The sequence below is a fragment of the Hyphomonas sp. TMED31 genome (genome assembly GCF_002172815.1).
Taxonomy (GTDB): Bacteria; Pseudomonadota; Alphaproteobacteria; order Caulobacterales; family Hyphomonadaceae; genus Hyphomonas; species Hyphomonas atlantica.
This window is the reverse complement of the sequence record NZ_NHCK01000095.1, coordinates 1-18,087: the sequence shown is the minus strand read 5'-3', so window position 1 is coordinate 18,087 and position 18,087 is coordinate 1. Positions and strand designations below refer to the sequence as shown.

22 protein-coding genes are annotated in these 18,087 nt (G+C 61.0%); 17 read left to right on the top strand and 5 right to left on the bottom strand.

The genetic code is table 11. The features are described 5' to 3' along the window. Nucleotides 1-81: 81 nt before the first annotated feature. From CBB91_RS13595 to CBB91_RS13575, 5 genes are all read right to left on the bottom strand, one after another. Nucleotides 82-678 (bottom strand): hypothetical protein, encoded by a 597-nt coding sequence (locus CBB91_RS13595; protein WP_272981612.1) that lies wholly within the window; start codon nucleotides 676-678, stop codon nucleotides 82-84. Nucleotides 679-939: 261 nt separating this feature from the next. After that, nucleotides 940-1,704, bottom strand: a complete 765-nt coding sequence (locus CBB91_RS13590; protein WP_273014655.1) for an ATP-binding cassette domain-containing protein — start codon at nucleotides 1,702-1,704, stop codon at nucleotides 940-942. Continuing rightward, nucleotides 1,701-2,513 carry an ABC transporter permease gene (locus CBB91_RS13585; RefSeq protein WP_273014653.1) on the bottom strand — a complete coding sequence of 271 codons (813 nt, stop codon included), beginning with the start codon at nucleotides 2,511-2,513 and terminating at the stop codon, nucleotides 1,701-1,703. The genes CBB91_RS13590 and CBB91_RS13585 overlap by 4 nt, the downstream gene beginning before the upstream one ends. Continuing rightward, nucleotides 2,491-3,546 carry an alanine racemase gene (alr, locus tag CBB91_RS13580; RefSeq protein WP_273014652.1) on the bottom strand — a complete coding sequence of 352 codons (1,056 nt, stop codon included), beginning with the start codon at nucleotides 3,544-3,546 and terminating at the stop codon, nucleotides 2,491-2,493. Before alr ends, CBB91_RS13585 begins: the two co-directional genes overlap by 23 nt. Nucleotides 3,547-3,596: 50 nt before the next feature. Beyond that, a complete protein-coding gene (locus CBB91_RS13575; RefSeq protein ID WP_273014651.1) occupies nucleotides 3,597-5,048 on the bottom strand; it encodes an MFS transporter in 1,452 nt (483 codons plus the stop codon). Between the two features lie 164 nt (nucleotides 5,049-5,212). On the opposite strand from CBB91_RS13575, the gene CBB91_RS13570 reads away from it, so the two are divergent. The 17 genes from CBB91_RS13570 to CBB91_RS13490 all read left to right on the top strand — a co-directional run. Continuing rightward, entirely contained in the window at nucleotides 5,213-6,037 is an 825-nt protein-coding gene (locus CBB91_RS13570; RefSeq protein WP_273014649.1) for an isocitrate lyase/phosphoenolpyruvate mutase family protein, read from the top strand. A gap of 100 nt (nucleotides 6,038-6,137) precedes the next feature. Further along, the gene (locus CBB91_RS13565) at nucleotides 6,138-6,599 is read left to right on the top strand and encodes a DoxX family protein (RefSeq protein WP_273014648.1); all 462 of its coding nucleotides are present in this window, start codon (nucleotides 6,138-6,140) and stop codon (nucleotides 6,597-6,599) included. A 75-nt stretch (nucleotides 6,600-6,674) separates the two neighbouring features. Beyond that, nucleotides 6,675-7,874: a DUF2336 domain-containing protein gene (locus CBB91_RS13560; protein ID WP_273014646.1), complete on the top strand. Its 1,200-nt coding sequence runs from the start codon at nucleotides 6,675-6,677 to the stop codon at nucleotides 7,872-7,874. A 95-nt stretch (nucleotides 7,875-7,969) separates the two neighbouring features. Further along, the gene (locus CBB91_RS13555; protein WP_273014644.1) at nucleotides 7,970-8,458 is read left to right on the top strand and encodes a Na+/H+ antiporter subunit E; all 489 of its coding nucleotides are present in this window, start codon (nucleotides 7,970-7,972) and stop codon (nucleotides 8,456-8,458) included. Next, nucleotides 8,455-8,748, top strand: a complete 294-nt coding sequence (locus CBB91_RS13550) for a monovalent cation/H+ antiporter complex subunit F (protein WP_035555640.1) — start codon at nucleotides 8,455-8,457, stop codon at nucleotides 8,746-8,748. The genes CBB91_RS13555 and CBB91_RS13550 overlap by 4 nt, the downstream gene beginning before the upstream one ends. Further along, on the top strand, nucleotides 8,741-9,112 hold the full coding sequence (gene mnhG, locus CBB91_RS13545) for a monovalent cation/H(+) antiporter subunit G (protein ID WP_273014643.1): 372 nt from the start codon (nucleotides 8,741-8,743) through the stop codon (nucleotides 9,110-9,112). Before CBB91_RS13550 ends, mnhG begins: the two co-directional genes overlap by 8 nt. A 5-nt stretch (nucleotides 9,113-9,117) precedes the next feature. Continuing rightward, on the top strand, nucleotides 9,118-9,750 hold the full coding sequence (locus CBB91_RS13540) for a DUF4040 domain-containing protein (protein ID WP_273014641.1): 633 nt from the start codon (nucleotides 9,118-9,120) through the stop codon (nucleotides 9,748-9,750). Beyond that, a complete protein-coding gene (locus CBB91_RS13535; RefSeq protein ID WP_273014639.1) occupies nucleotides 9,747-10,199 on the top strand; it encodes a Na(+)/H(+) antiporter subunit B in 453 nt (150 codons plus the stop codon). The genes CBB91_RS13540 and CBB91_RS13535 overlap by 4 nt, the downstream gene beginning before the upstream one ends. Before the next feature lie 4 nt (nucleotides 10,200-10,203). Beyond that, nucleotides 10,204-10,728 (top strand): cation:proton antiporter subunit C, encoded by a 525-nt coding sequence (locus CBB91_RS13530; protein WP_273014638.1) that lies wholly within the window; start codon nucleotides 10,204-10,206, stop codon nucleotides 10,726-10,728. After that, nucleotides 10,725-12,254, top strand: coding sequence for a monovalent cation/H+ antiporter subunit D family protein (locus CBB91_RS13525; protein WP_051602932.1), 1,530 nt, complete (start codon nucleotides 10,725-10,727; stop codon nucleotides 12,252-12,254). The genes CBB91_RS13530 and CBB91_RS13525 overlap by 4 nt, the downstream gene beginning before the upstream one ends. Further along, nucleotides 12,254-13,762, top strand: coding sequence for a proton-conducting transporter membrane subunit (locus CBB91_RS13520; protein ID WP_273014636.1), 1,509 nt, complete (start codon nucleotides 12,254-12,256; stop codon nucleotides 13,760-13,762). Before CBB91_RS13525 ends, CBB91_RS13520 begins: the two co-directional genes overlap by 1 nt. After that, the gene (locus tag CBB91_RS13515; RefSeq protein ID WP_273014634.1) at nucleotides 13,759-14,205 is read left to right on the top strand and encodes a hypothetical protein; all 447 of its coding nucleotides are present in this window, start codon (nucleotides 13,759-13,761) and stop codon (nucleotides 14,203-14,205) included. Before CBB91_RS13520 ends, CBB91_RS13515 begins: the two co-directional genes overlap by 4 nt. Beyond that, nucleotides 14,205-15,968 (top strand): Na(+)/H(+) antiporter subunit D, encoded by a 1,764-nt coding sequence (locus CBB91_RS13510; protein WP_273014633.1) that lies wholly within the window; start codon nucleotides 14,205-14,207, stop codon nucleotides 15,966-15,968. The genes CBB91_RS13515 and CBB91_RS13510 overlap by 1 nt, the downstream gene beginning before the upstream one ends. Nucleotides 15,969-16,115: 147 nt before the next feature. After that, nucleotides 16,116-16,532, top strand: a complete 417-nt coding sequence (locus CBB91_RS13505; RefSeq protein ID WP_273014632.1) for a MucR family transcriptional regulator — start codon at nucleotides 16,116-16,118, stop codon at nucleotides 16,530-16,532. A 142-nt stretch (nucleotides 16,533-16,674) separates the two neighbouring features. After that, nucleotides 16,675-17,175, top strand: a complete 501-nt coding sequence (locus CBB91_RS13500) for a PAS domain-containing protein (protein WP_273014630.1) — start codon at nucleotides 16,675-16,677, stop codon at nucleotides 17,173-17,175. A gap of 206 nt (nucleotides 17,176-17,381) precedes the next feature. Next, nucleotides 17,382-17,726, top strand: a complete 345-nt coding sequence (locus tag CBB91_RS13495; RefSeq protein ID WP_035555675.1) for a helix-turn-helix domain-containing protein — start codon at nucleotides 17,382-17,384, stop codon at nucleotides 17,724-17,726. A gap of 3 nt (nucleotides 17,727-17,729) precedes the next feature. Further along, the coding region (locus tag CBB91_RS13490) for a hypothetical protein (protein ID WP_273014628.1) at nucleotides 17,730-18,087 on the top strand (358 nt) is incomplete at its 3' end.

The following is an 18,087-nucleotide window of genomic DNA, read 5'->3' as shown; positions in this document are numbered from 1 at the left end:
GGCGGGGCGGGCGGGGCCGCGGGGGGGGGGGAGCGGGGCGGGGGGGGGGGGGGGGGCATGACCTGACCTCCGCCCCCTCCGTCAGCCGGCTTCGCCGTCTGCCACCTCCCCCGCAGGCGGGGGAGGATCGGCGACGGATTTTCCGAGACAAGCGAAAGGCGCGATCCCCTCTGGTATCTTACCGTTCACGAGCCGCACGGCGCGGGCTGGGCCGCGTGCATTGCCTGCCGTAAACGCAAAGCTGCCGTCCAGCACATCCACATTGCGCTGATAGAAGGGAATGTATCCGGACAGGAGACGCTTCGACAGGGTGGGTTGGAACTCGAACCGTCCGGTCGAGGCGCGGCGATGGCCCTCGAACCGGCCGGTCAGGCTCACCTTGTTGATCTCCTTTGTGCCGACCAGACGCACAGGATGGCGTGCTGTGGCGGGGATCGCCGCGAAGGCTTCCTGTATCTTTTCGCCATCACCGACCACCGGAGCCGACAGGGGATCATCCGACAGGAAGACGCGCCAGGCGAGATGCAAGCCCTCATAGCGCGTCAAATCTGCCTGTTCGGTACAGGTATCGATGTGCCACTCGCCATCGAGACGGAACTTTTCGTATTGCAGCCAGCCGGTGAAGGCGAGCGAAACAGCGGTAAACGCCACCGAGACGTATTTGATAAAGTCCATCATGGCGCATCTCCCCCTGCGTGACAGCGTCGGGATAGCGCCCGAAGATCAGGTGCGGGTCAAGTGGGGGGCAGGCTTTGAGCCGTTTAGGGACTTTCTTTTCGGTCGCGCGCACAACAACACATCTTGTCATCCCGGAAATGGTGCAGCCATTATCCGGGACCCATTTTAACGGCAGCGCCAAGGGTCCCGGATAAACGCGGTGCGTTTTCCGGGATGACAAGAATGGAGTGCGTGGACCTGCCCGTGTTCGTTGTGCCAGCCCTAAATCGCGGGCTGGATCGGGCCGTCGGCGCGTCCGTGTACGAACTGGTCGACATGGTCGTTGCCGCTATTGTCGATGATGTTCGCCGGGCCGTGCCAGATGATCTTGCCTTCGAACAGCATGGCGATGTTGTCGGCAATCTTGCGGGCTGAGGCCATGTCATGCGTGATCGAGACCGCCGCCGCGCCGAGGCCGCGCACCTGTTCGAGGATCAGATCATTGATGGCATCTGCCGTGATCGGATCAAGCCCGGTGGTCGGCTCATCAAAGAAGATCAGGTCCGGCTTTGAAATGATGGACCGGGCGAGCGAGACGCGTTTCTGCATGCCGCCGGAGATTTCCGCCGGATAGAGATCGGCCACATCCGGGCCAAGGCGCACCTTCTTCAGCGTCTCGATGGCTTGTTCCTTGGCGTCCTTGCGGCGCATCTTGTCGACCTGTAGCAGGCGGAAGCCGACATTCTCCCAGACGGTGAGGGAGTCGAACAGCGCGCCGGATTGGAACAGCATGCCAATGCGGGCGCGCATCTTTTCGCGCGTGCGGCCGGTGGCCTTGGTGACGTCCTGCCCGTCGAAGAAGATCTTGCCAGCGGTCGGCGTCATCAGGCCGAGCGCATTCTTCAGCATCACCGATTTGCCGGAGCCGGAGCCACCGAGAATGACGAGGCTTTCGCCCTTCAGCACTTCGATGTCGACGCCCTTCAGAACCTGTTTCGATCCGAAGGATTTCTGGACGTTCTCGAGTCTCAGTATGGGCGTGCTCACAGGCCNATCTCCACGAACAGGGTGGACATGAGNTAGTTGGCGGCNAGNACAAGCACGGCAGCGCCGACCATGGAGAGCGTCGCNGCGCGGCCGACGCCGGTNGCGCCTGCCTCTGACCGNTCGCCCTGATANCAGCCCATGATGGCGATCACCGCGCCGAAGACGACCGCCTTNATCAGGCCCACCAGAACATCNTCATTGGTCAGGAAGTCGAGCGTGTTGCGCAGGTAAGTGGTGGAGTCGAANCCGAGCCCGTAGACGCTGACCAGCCAGCCCCCCATGATGCCGATGATGTCCGCCACCAGCACGAGCAGGGGCAGGGCAATGATCGCGGCAAGGAAGCGCGGCGCGTAGAGATAGCGGTAGGGCGAGGCAGACAACGTCTCCAGCGCGTCGATCTGTTCGGTGACGCGCATGGCCCCGATCTCTGCCGAGATGCCAGCAGACACGCGCCCGGCCAGCATGAGGCCGGTGATCGTGGCGCCAAGCTCGCGCGTGATGCCGAGCACGACAATGCTGGGCACGAATTGTTCCGCGCCATAGCGACTGCCGCCTTCATAAATGTTGAGGGCCAGGGCTGCGCCGATGAAGACGGCTGACAGGCCAACCACAGGCAGGGAGTAGAAGCCGATATTGACGACCTGCCGCCAGACCTGGCCGGGATACCAGCGCGGGGTAAAGGCTGCGAATTTCACGCGGCTGGCAAATACGGTCAGCCGACCGATCTCGGCGAAGAAGCCGAGCACCGCAGCGCCGATCCATTGCAGGGGATTTGGCACCCCACGCTTAGACGTAGAAACGTTCGACACGGTTGCTGAGTCCTGTAAGCAATTCATACCCTAGCGTGCCAGCGCGCGCCGCTTGATNTTCGAGTTTGGCATGCGGGCCGAGGAATTCAACGCGCGCGCCTGTTTTTGCCGCTTCGTGTGCTTTTGAAACATCAATCGTGATGAGGTCCATCGANACCCTGCCNAGNACGGGGCAGGGCGAACCGTCCAGATAGCCAATCAGCGTATTGCTGCCAGCGCGCGGGACGCCATCCGCATAGCCGAGCGCAACCGTGGCGAGTATGGCGTCCTTTTTGAGCGTATGGGTTGCGCCATAGCCGACGGTCTCTCCGGCACGGGCCTGGAACACGCTGATAATGCGGGCGTCCAGCGTGACACCNGGCTGNAGGTCTACATGGCCTGGGGCGTCCGATCCGCCATACAGCGCGATGCCCGGGCGGAGCAGGTCGAATGCATAGTCCGGCCCGAGATAGCAGCCTGCGGAATTGGCGAGGCTGGCTGGCGTATCCGGGAAAGCCTCCGCGATCTGCGTGAAGCGGTCGAGCTGAGTCTGGTTGAGGGGATGATCTGGTTCGTCCGCGCAGGCCAGATGGCTCATCACCAGAACCGGTTGCAGCTTTTTCAGGGCATCGAGCTGCGTTTCGATCATGGCCGGGGGCAGGCCGAGCCGATTGATGCCGGTGTCAAAGTGCAGCGCGCACGGGCCGATGCCATTGCGGGTCCAGAGATCCACTTGATCCACACTGGAAAGGACCGGTGTCAGCCCGGACTCACGATACGACCGGAAGTCTCTGGCGGCGGGGCCGTTCAGCACGAAGATGCGGGGCGCCGCGCCCAGNGTTNTGCGGACCATGACGCCTTCTTCGATATGGGCNACNAAGAACGTGCTGCAGCCAGCTTTCGACAGGGTCTCGGATACTCTCAGCGCGCCGAGCCCATACCCGTTGGCCTTCACCACGGCCGCCGTTGTGGCGCCGGGGTGCAGCTGGTCAATCGCCTGCCAATTGGCAACAATATGGGGCAGGTGGACCGTGGCGCGGGGACGGAAGCTCATGCAACACTCCGATAAAAGCGTTTGACCGGCGTGTCATCTACACAAAGCCGTCAGCTCCGCTCCTGATGCTCCAGCCAGGCGGAGCCTTTCATGTTCCAGACGGGGGTGAAGAAGACCATCCAGAGGATCAGTGNNATCATGCCGCCCGCCGGAACGATAGCGATGCGCTGNGGGCCGAACAGGTCGACCAGCGCGCCCATGATGGCCGCNCCAAACGGCGCACCTGCCATGAAGCCCAACTGGTAGATCGACAGGACGCGGGCCAGCTTTTCCTTCGGCGCGGCATCCTGAACGATGGAGCGGCTCATCGCGATGGAGATGCCGGCGGCCAGCCCCCAGATGAAGACAATGCCGAGAAAGGCAAAGTGCGGCACGCGCCACATCATGGCGAGGATGCTGAGCGAGGCGAGGAATTGCGCGATCAGCAGCAGGCGACCCTGACGCTTGATGCGCTTGAAAATGGACAGGACAACCGAGGAAACGAACGCCCCCATCCAGAAGGTGACGAACATGTCCCGGATGCCGTCTGAGCCGAAACCGTACACATCCCGGTTTACGATCGGCAACACGACAAGAAACGCGCCGATCACGAAGATGCCAACACCGAACATCAGCGCCGTCATGGCCCAGAGTTTTCCGTCAGAGCGCACGGCGTGGAAGCCGTCTGCGATGTCTGCCAGTGCGGATTTGATGCCCNTGCCGCCAGTCACGATCTGTCTGCCGCGTCCAAGCCACAGCGCAAAGCCTGCGCCCAGTGCGAGGATCATGCCCTGAATGGCCAGAAGCTGTTCCGCAGGGATCGGGCCGATCCCGAACCCGCCAAGCCAATCCGGCATCAGCGTGCGCTTGTCGGCATAGCCGCCGACGATCAATCCGCCGATCTGGGCAAGGAATTGCGCCATCGTGGCGAGCGTCACGCCGAGTTGCAGGGTCACACCGGAGCCGACACGCATGCGACGCTCGACGACTTCGTTCACAATNGAATCGCGCGCGGGCATCATGAATGCGCCGACGGTTCCGATGGTCAGGCCGTAGACAATCATCGCCGGATAGGAAAGCTCGCCGCGAGAGACCGCGAAGGCCAGCAACAGGGCAGGAGCGGCGGCCAGCAGGTGCAGGATAATCAAAAGCCGCTTGCCGTCTGCGCGCTCCGCCACGACGCCGCCGATCAGCAGGAAGATTACCGANGGTGCCGACAAGGCCATATTGGCAAGGCCGAGCGCCAGCCCGTCCATGTGCAGGTGTTCCTGACCCGTGATCAGGTAAGGGAACAGAACCATCTGGAGACCGAAGGCCATGAACCAGCTNAGCTGGACCATCAGATAGGCGGGCAGTTCGATCTTCACGCCGCGGCGCAGTCGGCGCGCCCGCCAGTGATTGGCCGTGGCCAGCAGGGATGCGCCGGCGCCGATCGCGCCGCTGACCCCGCTGACGGGGGACGAGATGTCTTCGGCCGCGTCCTCGGCCATCTCGTCAATCAGGTCATCCATCTTGTCTGACATGCCCACTCCGGAACGATTNGCGGGACTGTATGGAGGTGGTCCCGACATGGAAAGCCCCCGGGAGTGCGACACCTGAGAGCCAATGTCCATGACCGATGCGCAAGAATCGGGTGGGTCGCCATACGCAGATATGCTGAGGAGGAGGCGAACATTGGAGACCAGTTATGATTTCACAAGCCGACCGCGCCGCCCGTTTTACAGCCCTGCACGAACAGGATGGCATGTTTCTGATGCCCAATCCCTGGGACGTCGGATCTGCCAAAATCCTGGCAGGTCTTGGGTACAAGGCCCTGGCAACAACCAGTTCGGGCTTCGCTGCCACCGAAGGATTGGAAGACTATCAGGTGACTCGCGACATGAAGATGGCGCACATCGCCAGATTGGCGTCCGCAACTGACCTGCCATTGAGTGCGGATCTGGAGAATGGNTTCGGAGATACGCCCGAAGANTGCGCCGAGACCATCCGGCTTGGTGCGAATGCCGGGCTGGTGGGCGGGTCNATCGAAGACTTCACCCGCAACCCGGACGCGCCGCAGTATGAGATTGCGAGAGCCGCTGATCGCGTGCGCGCCGCNGTCGAGGCNGCGCNGGCCCTGCCGTTTCATTTCACACTGACCGCACGGGCGGAGAACTTCTTCACCGGTATTCCGGACCTGGCCGACACGATCGCCCGTCTTCAGGCCTATCAGGACGCCGGAGCGGATGTGCTTTACGCGCCCGGCCTGAGATCGGTCGACGACGTTCGGACGGTGGTCTCAAGCGTCGACCGTCCCGTCAATGTGCTGGCCATTCCCGGCATGTTTCCGTTTACCCTTCCTGACCTGGAAGCGGCGGGCGTGAAACGGGCCAGCCTTGGCCCACTTCTGCTCAATACGGCNTACAGTGCGCTGGCCCATGCGGCTGACGAGATTCTCAATCAGAGGACGTTCTCCTATCAGTCGCAACCATTCGCCACGCAGGAATGGGCAAGTCTGATGGCCAGGACATGATCAGCGCGATGTCACGTTAACTTCGCGCATGCCTGAGTTGCCACGGCCGGAGGCTATGGTTAGCTTCCGGCTAACGGCCTCCCGGCGAAAGGAATGTAGAATGCGTTTGTTCCGGCATCTCGTGAGTTGGGCACTGGCCCTGTTTCTGGTGGCGATGTTCATTCACGCGAACATTCCCCCCCTGCCAAACCCGCCTGAAGGCATGGTGAAATTCTTCGATCCGCCGGGCGAGAACATCGTGTTCCAGACCATCGCCACGAATTCGGGCATCAGCCTGTACGAGCCGACCGGGCGCGTTGTTGTGGGCATCATTGAGCTGATCGCTGCGCTGTTCCTGATCCTGCCAATGACCCGGCGGTTCGGCGCATTCCTGTCGGCAGGGATTCTGGGCGGGGCAGTGGCCATGCACCTGTCGCCCTGGCTTGGCAGGGAAGTGCCTGTCTCGCTGGACCCTCAAAACACGTCCACCGATGGCGGCATGTTGTTCATGCTGGCGATTCTGATGCTCGTGTGCAGCCTTCTGGTGATGGTAGTACACCCGAGCGCAAAAGACCGGGGCTGACGCGGCGCATATATTTCCACAGACCGTTAACCGTTTCCTGCAACAGTTTTCTTTACAACGAAGACGGTCGCACTGATGGAAGATCAACTGGAACCCCAGCCGGCGCAACAGACCGGGCGTGCCCGNAACGCCCTGTTCCGGCGTTTATTGGACCTTGTGTCGATGCCGGCATCGCGTCTGGCGCACCAGGACCGGCATATGGTGGGCGACATCCTGCTGGAAGTCCTGTTTCATGCCGAAGAAGCCGAACGCGAAATGTGCGCCCGTCGTTTGGCGACGCATCGCGAAGCGCCGAAACGCGTCCTGAGATATCTTGGCCAGTGTTCCTTTCAGGTGGCCCGCCACGTGCTGGAGGGTAATGANGGCTTTGATGCGTGCGATTTGCGGGAAATCTGCATGTCCGGCACAGCGGAGCACCGTCAGATCATCGCCCAGCGCAAGCAGGTGCCGGAATCGGTGTGTGAGTATCTTGCGGAGTTTGCCGAGATCCCGGCGGTCCGTGACATGCTGACGAACAACGGGGCGATCCTGCCAGAGCAGGCCATCGACAAGCTGGTCGTTCGCTCACGCGGGGAGGAAAGCCTGTGCGACCTGCTGGTTGAGCGGCTGGAGACCAAGCCTTCCCAGGCCATGGCCATGTTCTGGTGGAGCGANAGCGCCACACGCCGCAAGATCCTGCAACGTCACGCTGCCGACCGGTTGGAAGTGATCGACACGTGCCGGGATGTGTTCGAGCTTGCCGCCGAGGAAAACTGGTCCGATCCCGTGACGCGCAAGGCGCTGCAGCTGATCGAGCGCCGCCAGCGCAACCGCGCAGCCATCGACAAGAGTCCGTATGACAGCCTCGAAGANGCGATCAACGCCTCGGCGCTGAACGGGATGGATTCCGAGCTGGCGCAGGAAATCGGTTATCTTGCGGGCCTGAAGCCCGTGACCGCAGCGAAGATCCTGACCGACAAGGGCGGGGAGGGGATTGCTGTGCTCTGCAAGGGAACAGGCGTGAACAGGGAATTCCTGCCGGTCCTGTGGGCTGGGCTGAAGCGGCCGCTGCAGACGGAAGATGGCGAAATCGACCCGCAATTCGCCAAGGTGTCCGATATTTTCGAAATCATGACCGTCGCCAAGGCGCAGACAACGCTGCGCTACTGGAACTGGTCGCTGTCGTCCGCATTCTCGCCAAACGCACTNGCCTCGGCGATTGATGACGTCCCGGCCAATGAGGAAGCCAGCTTCTCCTCGCCGCAACGCACCGTCCGGCTCGTTTTTGGCAGGTAAGGGCAGAAAACCGTCCGAAAAGCACTTTTCAAGTCGACCGCAGACCTTTAGGTCAGGGCGTTCATCCTATTGGGTCATCTGCGAAAGGGGCACGCGTGGCGTACTTTCTGGGGTTGCTGGTTGCACTGGTTGGCTTCTGGCTGGGCATGTCCGGCCATTACTCTCCTCTCTTGTTGTCGCTGGGCGCTGTTTCTGTCGCCGTCTGNATGATCCTGGCCTATCGGCTTGATATTATTGACCGTGAAGGTGCGCCCTATGTGCGCATTGTCGGCTTCGCGCTGTATTTCCCCTGGCTGATGGTGGAGATCGCAAAGTCCAACTGGGCCGTCGTGAAGGCCTGCCTCAAGGCGGATCTCGATATCGCTCCGGCCTTGGTGAAGGTTAAGACCGCTTGCGAGTCAGACCTTGCAAAGGTGACGTTCGCCAATTCCATCACGCTGACNCCGGGCACGGTGACGGTCGAGATNGAGGGCGACAAGATGCTGGTCCATGCGCTGTACGAACAGTCGGCTCAGCCTGAAGCTTTTGCAGATATGGACCGCCGCTCCCGCGAGGCCGCAGATGGCAAGAGGAGACCTGCATGACCGCCGCCGCCCTGATTGCTGTCCTGTTCGGGATGTTGCTTCTGCTGATCCGCGCGATCGCAGGGCCGACNCTGTATGACCGTGTGCTCGCCGTGAACTCGTTCGGCACGAAGACTGTGCTGGCGCTTGGCCTGCTGGGCTTTGTGATGGGGCGCCCGCAATTCCTGGACATCGCCATTCTCTACGCGCTGATCAACTTCGTNGCGACGATCGCGATCCTCAAATTCTTCCGGTACCGGTCTTTCCAGGTGCCGCTGGTCCGTCGCGGGCAGGGAGGTGGCAATGGCTGATTTGGTCGTATCAATCGCTGAATGGTGGCAGGTTGTGCGCTTTCCGCTCGGCGCAGCGCTTTGCCTGGGCGGCGCGCTGCTCTGTGTGGTGGGCACGGTTGGTGTCCTGCGGTTCCCGGATTTCTACACACGGCTCCATGCGGCCAGTGTAACCGATACGTCAGGCGCGACGCTGCTTCTGTTCGGNATGGCGCTGATGGCGCCGGACTGGATGGTTGTCAGCAAGCTGNTCGCGATCTTCGTCTTCATTTACCTGACCAGCCCGGCCTCGTCGCATGCGGCAGCCAATGCGGCGCACACGGCTGGCCTTCAGCCGCTGATCGGGCCTGTCGACACACATGACAAGGAAGGACTGGATTCCTGATGGCCATGAGTGAACCAGATATCGGCCTCGCGCTGGTCAATATTGTCCTGCTGGGCCTTCTCTTCGTAGTGGCCATTGCGATCGCACGGCTTCGCAGCCTGTTTGCCATTGTGATGNTGTCCGGCATTTATTCGCTTGTCTCCGCGGTCTGGTACGTCGCCGTAGACGCTGTGGATGTCGGCTTTACAGAGGCNGCTGTTGGCGCNGGCATGTCTACCGCCGTTCTGCTTGGCGCCATGCTGCTGACGTCGCGCACCGCCAAGCCGGAGAAATCGCTACGCCAGCTCGGGCCACTGCTCGTCTGCATCGCNACCGGCATCATGCTGATCTATGCAACGGTCGATTTGCCGGCTGTGGGTGATCCGAACTCCCCGGCGAATACGGGCGTTGGCCTGACCTATCTGCGTGTGGCCTGGTACGATACCGGCATCGAGAACGTGGTTACGCCAGTTCTGGGCAGCTATCGCGGCTTTGATACGTTGGGCGAGACAACCGTTGTGTTCGTGGCGGGTATCGCCGTTGCGCTGTTGCTGGGTTTTGGCGAGCGATCCNTGGCCGAGACCATCCGCAACGAAGACAAGAATCTGTCGAAGAACGCCCCGAAATCTGATGCCGAAGACGAGGAGAGCGACTCATGAAGAGCGACCATCACGTCATCCTGCGCGTCATTACCAAGACGCTTATNCCGGTCATTGTCCTGTACGGCCTGTACGTTCAGTTTCATGGCGATTTCGGTCCGGGCGGCGGCTTCCAGGCCGGTGTGATCCTGGCTGTGGGCGTCATTCTTTACGCGCTTGTCTTCGGGGTTCCCTCCGCCATGCGGGCCGTGCCGCCAGCCTTTACCCGCTCGGTCGCCGCCATCGGTGTGCTGCTGTATGCGGGNGTTGGTTTCTGGGCGTTGCTTCAGGGCGGACAGTATCTTGAATATCAAGCGCTTTTCCAGGAAGAGCCCGGCGGCCATCATGGCCAGCATGTGGGCATCATCCTGATCGAACTGGGCGTACTGTTCGGCGTTTCGGGGGCCATGCTGACGATCTTCTATGCCTTTGCTGGCCGCGTGGCCGAAATCCGCGACGAGGACTGGTAGGCCGATGCTTCTCTTCATTCTTGAACGCGCAAACTACTGGGCAATCATCGGCCTGATGATGATTGGNCTCTACATCACGTTTGCTTCCGGAAACCTGATCAAGCGGCTGGTCGGCCTGTCCCTGTTCCAGACCTCGATCTGTCTGTTCTATGTCACGCTCGGCATCGTTGCCGGGGGCACCGCGCCTATCCTGATGGATCCGGACAAGCCGGGCGGTCATGGTGGTGGACACGGCGAAGATCATGCGGGTGAGGCGCATGCCGCGCTTGACGCCACACTGACGGCNGNGGCCAGTGGCGACCGCGTGGCAGATCTGGCGAATGCCTATTCCAACCCGCTGCCGCACGTTTTGATGCTGACGGCGATCGTCGTGGGCGTGGCGACGCTTTCGGTCGGACTGGCGCTGATCGTTCGCATCCGCGAAGCCTATGGCACGATCGAAGCTGACGAAGTGCGCGAGATCGATATGGAAACGGCGATCGCGCAGGAAGCCGAACAGGCAAAAGCTGAGAAAGAGGCGCTGGCATGATCGAAGCGATCCTGGATATGGCGCCGCGCTGGGCGCTTTTGCACGCGCCTGCGCTGCTTATCATGGTGCCGTTGTTCCTGGCGCCGCTGTTGGCCATTCTGCCAAGCGGTCGGCTGTCCTGGCTGATCAGTATTTTCGCGACTGTATTTGCACTGTTCTGCGCCATGATCCTGGTCGGGCAGGTACAGGCGTCGCCGGTTGGCGTGGTCGGCTATGATGTCGGCAACTGGCCGGTGCCGATTGGCATTACGCTCCGCGTTGATGCGCTGAACTCGATGATCCTGTTGCTGGTCGCGGCGATTGGCGTGCTGGCGACGATCTTCTCATGGCCCACGGTGAAAGCCGAGATTCCTGAGCGCAAGCATCCGCTGTTCTACTCGGCTTTCCTTGTCTGCTTTGCGGGCCTTAGCGGTGTGGCGATCACGGGCGATGCGTTCAACCTGTTCGTCTTTCTCGAGATTTCGTCGATCTCCACCTATGTGCTCGTCGCTCTGGGAGCAGGGCGGGACCGCCGTGCGTTGCCGGCGGCGTTCAACTATCTCATCATGGGTACGCTCGGCGCGAGCTTCTACATTATCGGCGTTGGCTTCCTCTATTCTGCCACTGGTACGCTGAACATTGCACAGATCGCAGAAATGCTGCCAGAGCTGGCAGGCAATCGCAGTGTTGAGGCGGGCTTTGCCTTCATCATCGTTGGTCTAGGCCTGAAAGCGGCTGTCTGGCCGCTGCACCAATGGTTGCCGAACGCTTATGCGTATTCGCCGAGCTTCGTGACGATGTTCCTGTCGGCCACGGCGACCAAGGTCGCGCTGTACGCGCTGATCCGGTATCTGTTCACCGTGTTCCGTCCGGAATTCGCCTTCGAGCAGGCAACCTTCACTTACTTGCTGATGCCGCTTGGCCTTGCCGCGATGATCACATGCAGCTTCCAGGCAGTCTTCCAGACGGATGTACGCCGGACGTTGGCTTACTCTTCAGTTGCGCAGGTTGGCTACATGATCCTNGGCGTGTCCGTGGGCACNGTNGCNGGCGTTAGCGCCGGCCTGTTCCACCTGCTGAACCACGCCATGATCAAGGGCGCGCTCTTCATGGCGGTGGCCGGTGTTGTGCTGACCTTCCAGGGCACCACCATTCGCGACTTTGCGGGCCTTGGCCGCACCGCACCGTGGACCATGACGGGCTTTGCGATCGCAGGCCTCTCACTGATCGGCGTGCCGCTGACGGCTGGTTTCCAGTCCAAGCTGCAGCTCGGCTATGCCCTGTTTGATCAGGGCATGTGGTGGGCTGTCGTCTTTGTTGTGTTCTCCAGCTTCCTGGCGGTGATCTACATGGGCCGTATTCTGGAAGCGATCTTCTTCCGGCCTCCGATCAACCCGCGCAAATCGCGCAAGGAGGCCCCCATCCTGTTGCTGGTTCCGCTCTGGATCCTGGCACTGGCGAACATCTATTTCGGTATCACGACCGAACTGCCGCTCGGCCTGGCGCGTGACGCTGCCGCCGCTGCGTTCGGACTGGAGGCCTTCTGATGAGCTCTGAGCTGTTGATCTGGGCCGCTTTGTGCCTGCCGCTGCTGATTGCAGCGGGAATTGCCATCACCGGCGCGTTCTCGAATGTGCGGGAAGGGGTAACCCTGACCGGCGCGACCATCCTGTTTGGGGGCGTCATTGCGCTGGCATCAAAAGTTTCAGCGGGGCAGGTGCCCGAGCTGTATATCGGCCAGGTCGCGCCGGGGCTGGACCTCGCGTTCAAACTGGAGCCGCTGGGGGCGCTGTTTGCGCTGGTCGCTTCGGGCCTGTGGATCGTGAACTCATTCTATTCCATCGGCTACATGCGCGGGAATCGAGAGCGGAACCAGACACGCTTCTACATCTGTTTTGCCATCGCTATCTTTGGCGCAATGGGCGTTGCGATGTCGGCAAACCTGTTCACGCTTTTCGTCTTCTATGAAGTGTTGACCCTGTCGACCTATCCGCTGGTCGCGCACAAGGGCGATGCGGCGGCCAAGCGCGGCGGGCGCATCTATTTGCTGACGCTGCTGGGCACGTCCATCGGTCTGTTCCTGATGGCGCTGATGTGGACCTGGGCACTGGCCGGGCAGAACCTCGACTTCGTGCAGGGCGGGNTGCTCGCCGGGTATGACATCGACCCTGCGGTTGCCACGGCGCTGCTNATCCTGTTCGCATTCGGTATCGGCAAGGCGGCGTTGATGCCGTTCCATTTCTGGCTGCCGAACGCGATGGTCGCGCCAACGCCGGTATCGGCCNTGTTGCACGCTGTTGCCGTTGTGAAGGCGGGTGTCTTCACCGTGATGAAAGTGTCGATCTACATTTTCGGAGAAGACCTTCTGAACGCGACACCAGGGCGGGAATTCGTGCTGTGGGTGGCGTGCTTCACCATCATCGTCGCGTCCCTGATTGCGATGACGAAGGATAATCTCAANGCGCGGCTAGCCTATTCGACGATTGCGCAGCTTTCCTACATCACGCTTGGCGCGATGCTGGCCACGCAGGCCGGGTTCATGGGAGGCGCGCTGCAGATTGCGGCGCACGCAGTTGGCAAGATGACGCTGTTCATGTGCGCCGGTGCCATCTATGTCGCCACTGGCCTGACCAATATTTCGGACATGAAGGGCCTTGGTCGCAAGATGCCGCTGGTCTTCATCGCCTTCTTCATTGCCACCTTGTCCATTATCGGCATTCCGCCGATGGCCGGCGCGTGGGCGAAGTATGAGCTGATGCAGGGGGCCATCGACCGCGGAACGGATTTCGTGCCGTGGGTGCTGATTGGCTCGTCGCTGCTGAACATTGCCTATCTGTTGCCGATCCCGATCCTGGCATTGATGCCAACACCGGGAACGCCGGAACCAAAGCCGTTCAAGCGGCCGGGCGGCGCGCCGTTCTTTACCGTGGCTGCGCCCGTCCTGACTGCGGCGCTGTGTGTGGTCTTGTTCTTCCTCGTCGGACCGTTGGCGGACTTCCTGTCGCCCGCGTTTGAAAACCCGACATCTTCTGCCTTCGTCGGAGGTCAGCCATGAGCGATAACACGCCCAATGATACCCGCGATGCCAGCGGCCGCTTCGTGAAACAGGCTGCTGAGACTGCGCATCGTCTGCACACACCGTCCGAAGACGGCGTGCATCCGATCTCGAAAATCCTGTTCGGCTGGACCGAGGCAAAGATCACCGGCACCGCCATTTTCTGGGGCGTCGGCATCCTGTCGGCTTTCCTGATCGTGGTCGATCTGGCGGTGGACCGGCATGAATATGTTCACATGGCGGAAGCGACCGGGTTCTACGCACTCTGGGGCTTTGCGGCATTTGCCTTTGTGGTTCTGATGGGCTGGCCGCTGGGCCGCCTGTTGCGTCGCAGTGAGGACTATTATGGCGATCCGGGCGGACCGCCTGCGGATATTGACCCGGATGTCCCCGCCGCGCCTGACACTTCCCCGACTTACCCAGACGAAGGAGACGAGCTCTGATGACTGGCCTCCTGTCTCTTCTGAACCCGGGNTGGCTGCTGATTGCGGTTGGCCTTGTGGCGCTGTTCCTGCCCATGCGGNGGATTCGTCAGGGCCTGACGATCGCCGCGCCGATTGCGGCGATCCTGCTGGTCTCGCTGGCGGANCGGAACATCAATCTNTTGACGGCCAATGCGCTTGGCCTCGAAATGGTGCTCTACCGGGTCGATAATCTAAGCTACATTTTCGGGCTCGCCTTCCTGCTGGCGGCGCTGCTGAACGCGATCTATGCGTGGCACACGGATGACCGGCTGCAAGATGGCATGTCCATCGCCTATGCGGGCGCTGCGGTCGCCGCGACTTTCTCTGGCGACATGATGACTCTGTTCGTGTTCTGGGAACTGACGGCGGTTACATCTGTGTTCCTGATCCTGAGGGCAGGGACACGCGCAGCTTACTTCGCCTCCATGCGGTATCTGGGCGTGCAGATCCTGTCCGGTGTGCTGCTGCTGGCCGGTATTGGCTATGTCTACCAGTCTCGCGGCGATCTCTCGATTTCGGCCTTTACCAGCCTGAACGAGCCGGGGGCGATGCTTGTCTTCATCGCGCTGGGCATCAAGGCGGCGTTCCCGTTCCTGCANAACTGGCTGCAGGATTCCTATCCGAAGGCCACCGTGGTGGGTGCGGTTGTGTTGTCCGCCTTCACCACGAAGCTCGCCGTCTATGCGTTTGCACGCATGTTCCCGGGCCAGGATGCGCTGATCTGGATTGGCGCCGTGATGACGGTGTTCCCGGTCTTCTTCGCCGTTATCGAGAATGACCTGCGCAAGGTTCTCGCCTACTCGCTGAACAACCAGGTCGGCTTCATGATCTGCGCNATTGGTGTCGGCACGGCGGGCGTGGGCAATGCGCTCGCGCTGAACGGTGCAGCGGCGCATGCTTTCTGCCATATCATCTACAAGGGCCTTCTGTTCATGAGCATGGGCGCGGTGCTCTATCGCACCGGCACAACCAAGGCATCCGAACTTGGCGGCCTNTACAAATCCATGCCGTGGACGACGATCTTCTGCATCATCGGCGCAATGTCGATTTCGGCCTTCCCGCTCTTCTCGGGCTTTGCGGCCAAATCGCTGACCATGAGCGCCGTCGGCAAGGAAGGCCTGACCGTGGTCTGGCTGATGCTGTTGTTTGCNTCCGCCGGTGTGCTGGAGCATTCGGGCATCAAGATCCCGTACTTCGCCTTCTTCGGCCATGATAGCGGCAAGCGCGTCAAGGAAGCGCCTTTCAACATGTTGCTGGCGATGGGCCTTGCTGCCTTCATCTGTATCGCGGTGGGCGTACCAGCTATTGTGCCGGGCTTCGGCTATGAGTGGCTGTACAATCTGNTGCCATACCGCGAAGAGGCGATGGCCTATCACCCGTTCACGCTGGATCATGTGCTGACACAGATGCAGTTGCTCGTTCTGGCCATNTTCGCCTTTGTCATGCTGAAGCGGCTTGGCTGGTACCCGCCTGANAAGCCGGGCGTGGTGCTGGACAGCGACTGGACCTATCGCAAGGCTGGCTATGGCCTCGCGACATGGACAGGCACGGTCTGGCAGAAGGTGGGGCCCGCATTGACGGCGATCTTCTTCAAGCTGACCGGGCGCGCCTATAACCGGATCGAAGCCGCCTTCAGCCCGAGAGGGGANCTGGCCCGCGGNGGTCTGGCCACAGGCATGGCGACCTGGACGGCGATATTGCTCGGATTCGTGCTGCTATTGTCTTTCATCACGGCCGGGTAATCAGGCACCGGTTGAATATTCGCGTGCGCAATCAGTGTGCGGGATTCCGCATTCTGTAATAAATACTGCGATTTGTGCGTGAATGTCTCGTAATAATACGCTATCCCCGAGAAGTTGATTGCAGAAGCATGACTTAAGGGGCGCGTGATGAAAGACACCGCGAATCCGTCAGAAGACGGGCACCACCTCATAATGCTGACCACGCAAATCGTGGCGGCTTATGTCAGCCACAATCGGATTGAGGTGGCGAATTTGCCCGCCCTTCTGAAGGATGTGCACGTCGCGCTCGCAGGTTTGCGGACCGTGGAACTCGATCCTGTTGCGCCTCGCCCCGCTGTTCCGGTGCGAAAGTCCGTCGGGGAGGATTATCTCGTTTGTCTGGAAGACGGGCTGAAGTTCAAATCCCTGAAGCGTCATCTGCGCACAAAATACGACATGACGCCGGAAGAATACCGGGAAAAATGGAATNTGCCGCCNGACTATCCGATGGTGGCGCCGGGCTATTCCAGACAACGGTCAATGCTCGCNAAGAAGATGGGGCTCGGCAAGTCTGAGCGCGAATAGTATTCGAGGCTGAATACTTTCGTTTCACATCCGAAATGAAAGCATTTGGCAAGAATGGTTAAGAAAAACTCACCAAGACTCTTGATCCGCGACTCCACTCGCGCGATAGGTGATTCTATCGAATCACCTGGGGGTGACTGAAATGACCAAAGCAAAAGTGTTCAAGGGCGTGACCGATTCGCAGCAAAAGCTGATCGAATANTGGTGTGGCCTGCGCGATTCGCGCGGTTCTGTGCGACGCGATTCGATGGATCCGGGCCAGTTCCGTTCGATGCTGGCAAGTATTTCCATTGTCGAGTTCGANCAGGCCGGAAACGGCCGTTTCCGAATTGCCGGCTCTCGCCTGCGCGAGATTTTCGGNATGGAGGCGCGNGGNCGTCAGATCGAGGAAGTTCTGGGCGAGCATGGCGAAGCCTATTGCCTCGGCCTCGCCGCAGCGTTGGAGCGCGGCGCACCGGTTGGCGGCGTCATCGAGCAGGAAGACGGCCGGCTACACGCCTGGGTTCGTCTGCCGCTTGCCGGGCCGGATGGCTATCTAAGCCAGGTTCTTTGCCATGATGAACTCGTCCGCCCACGCGCCCGCAAGGATGTGCCGCAAGCCGGGCAGGGCCGCATGACCGGCGGACAGGGCATCGCGGCCTGATCACTTTCTGATCCAGCAAAGACCCATGAAACGGCGTAGCCCCACCGGGCTGCGCCGTTTCATTTTGCGGTCTATCCCCTGAACTCCTGCGCCCATCCCCACCGCAATCCCCAAGGATTACGGGACTTCAACTTGCCGGAATAGGAAAGTTATCCTACACCGCTGGAAAGCGGGTAGTCTGCTGCCTGTCATCACAGGAGAAAGACATGCAGGATTTCGATCCCCAGAAAGACGAGGACAGGGCCTATCTCGCGGCTGCGTTGACGGCGTATGCGCTGGGCCTGAAGACCGAGGCGATCCTCAGCCGCCAGCGCCGCTCGCCGGCCGAGGCGCGGGGCCGGCAGATTGCCATGTATTTGCTGCGCACGGCGCTGGGCATGAGCCTCAGCCGCGTGGCCCGCGTTTTCAATCGCGATCGCACGACGGTCGCCCATGGTTGTAACCAGATAGAGGATTGCCGGGACGATCCGGATTTCGACTTGTGGATCGAACAATTGTCTGTCGGCCTGTCCAGCGTGGTCGTGCTGGATGGTGCGCCGGTGGAGGTCTGAGGCATGGCGCAGACAAGGTTGCTGACCGAATACAGATTGCGGCCCATCTTGTGGCGCGGCGGCATTGCGGCTCCCAGAGGTGACAGTTTCTGCGTCTATCGTGGGCGCGACACGCGGTACCAGCTTGTCGGCTGGGTCTCACCGCACATCATTGGGCGCTTGCGCAGGGAAGGGCAGTTGAGTGCGCCGGAAGATTTCCCGGAGCGGATCATCTGGCGGCGCGGCGCGTCGCCTGATCCAGTGGTGCAGGCTGTTCGTCCGCCTCTGGACAAGGTAAATATGCCCGGCCAGCTGAGGGGGCTGGCGCATGACTGGCTGAGAGCAACGGAGCGGGCGCGAGAGAAAGCCGCTGCCGGTCGCT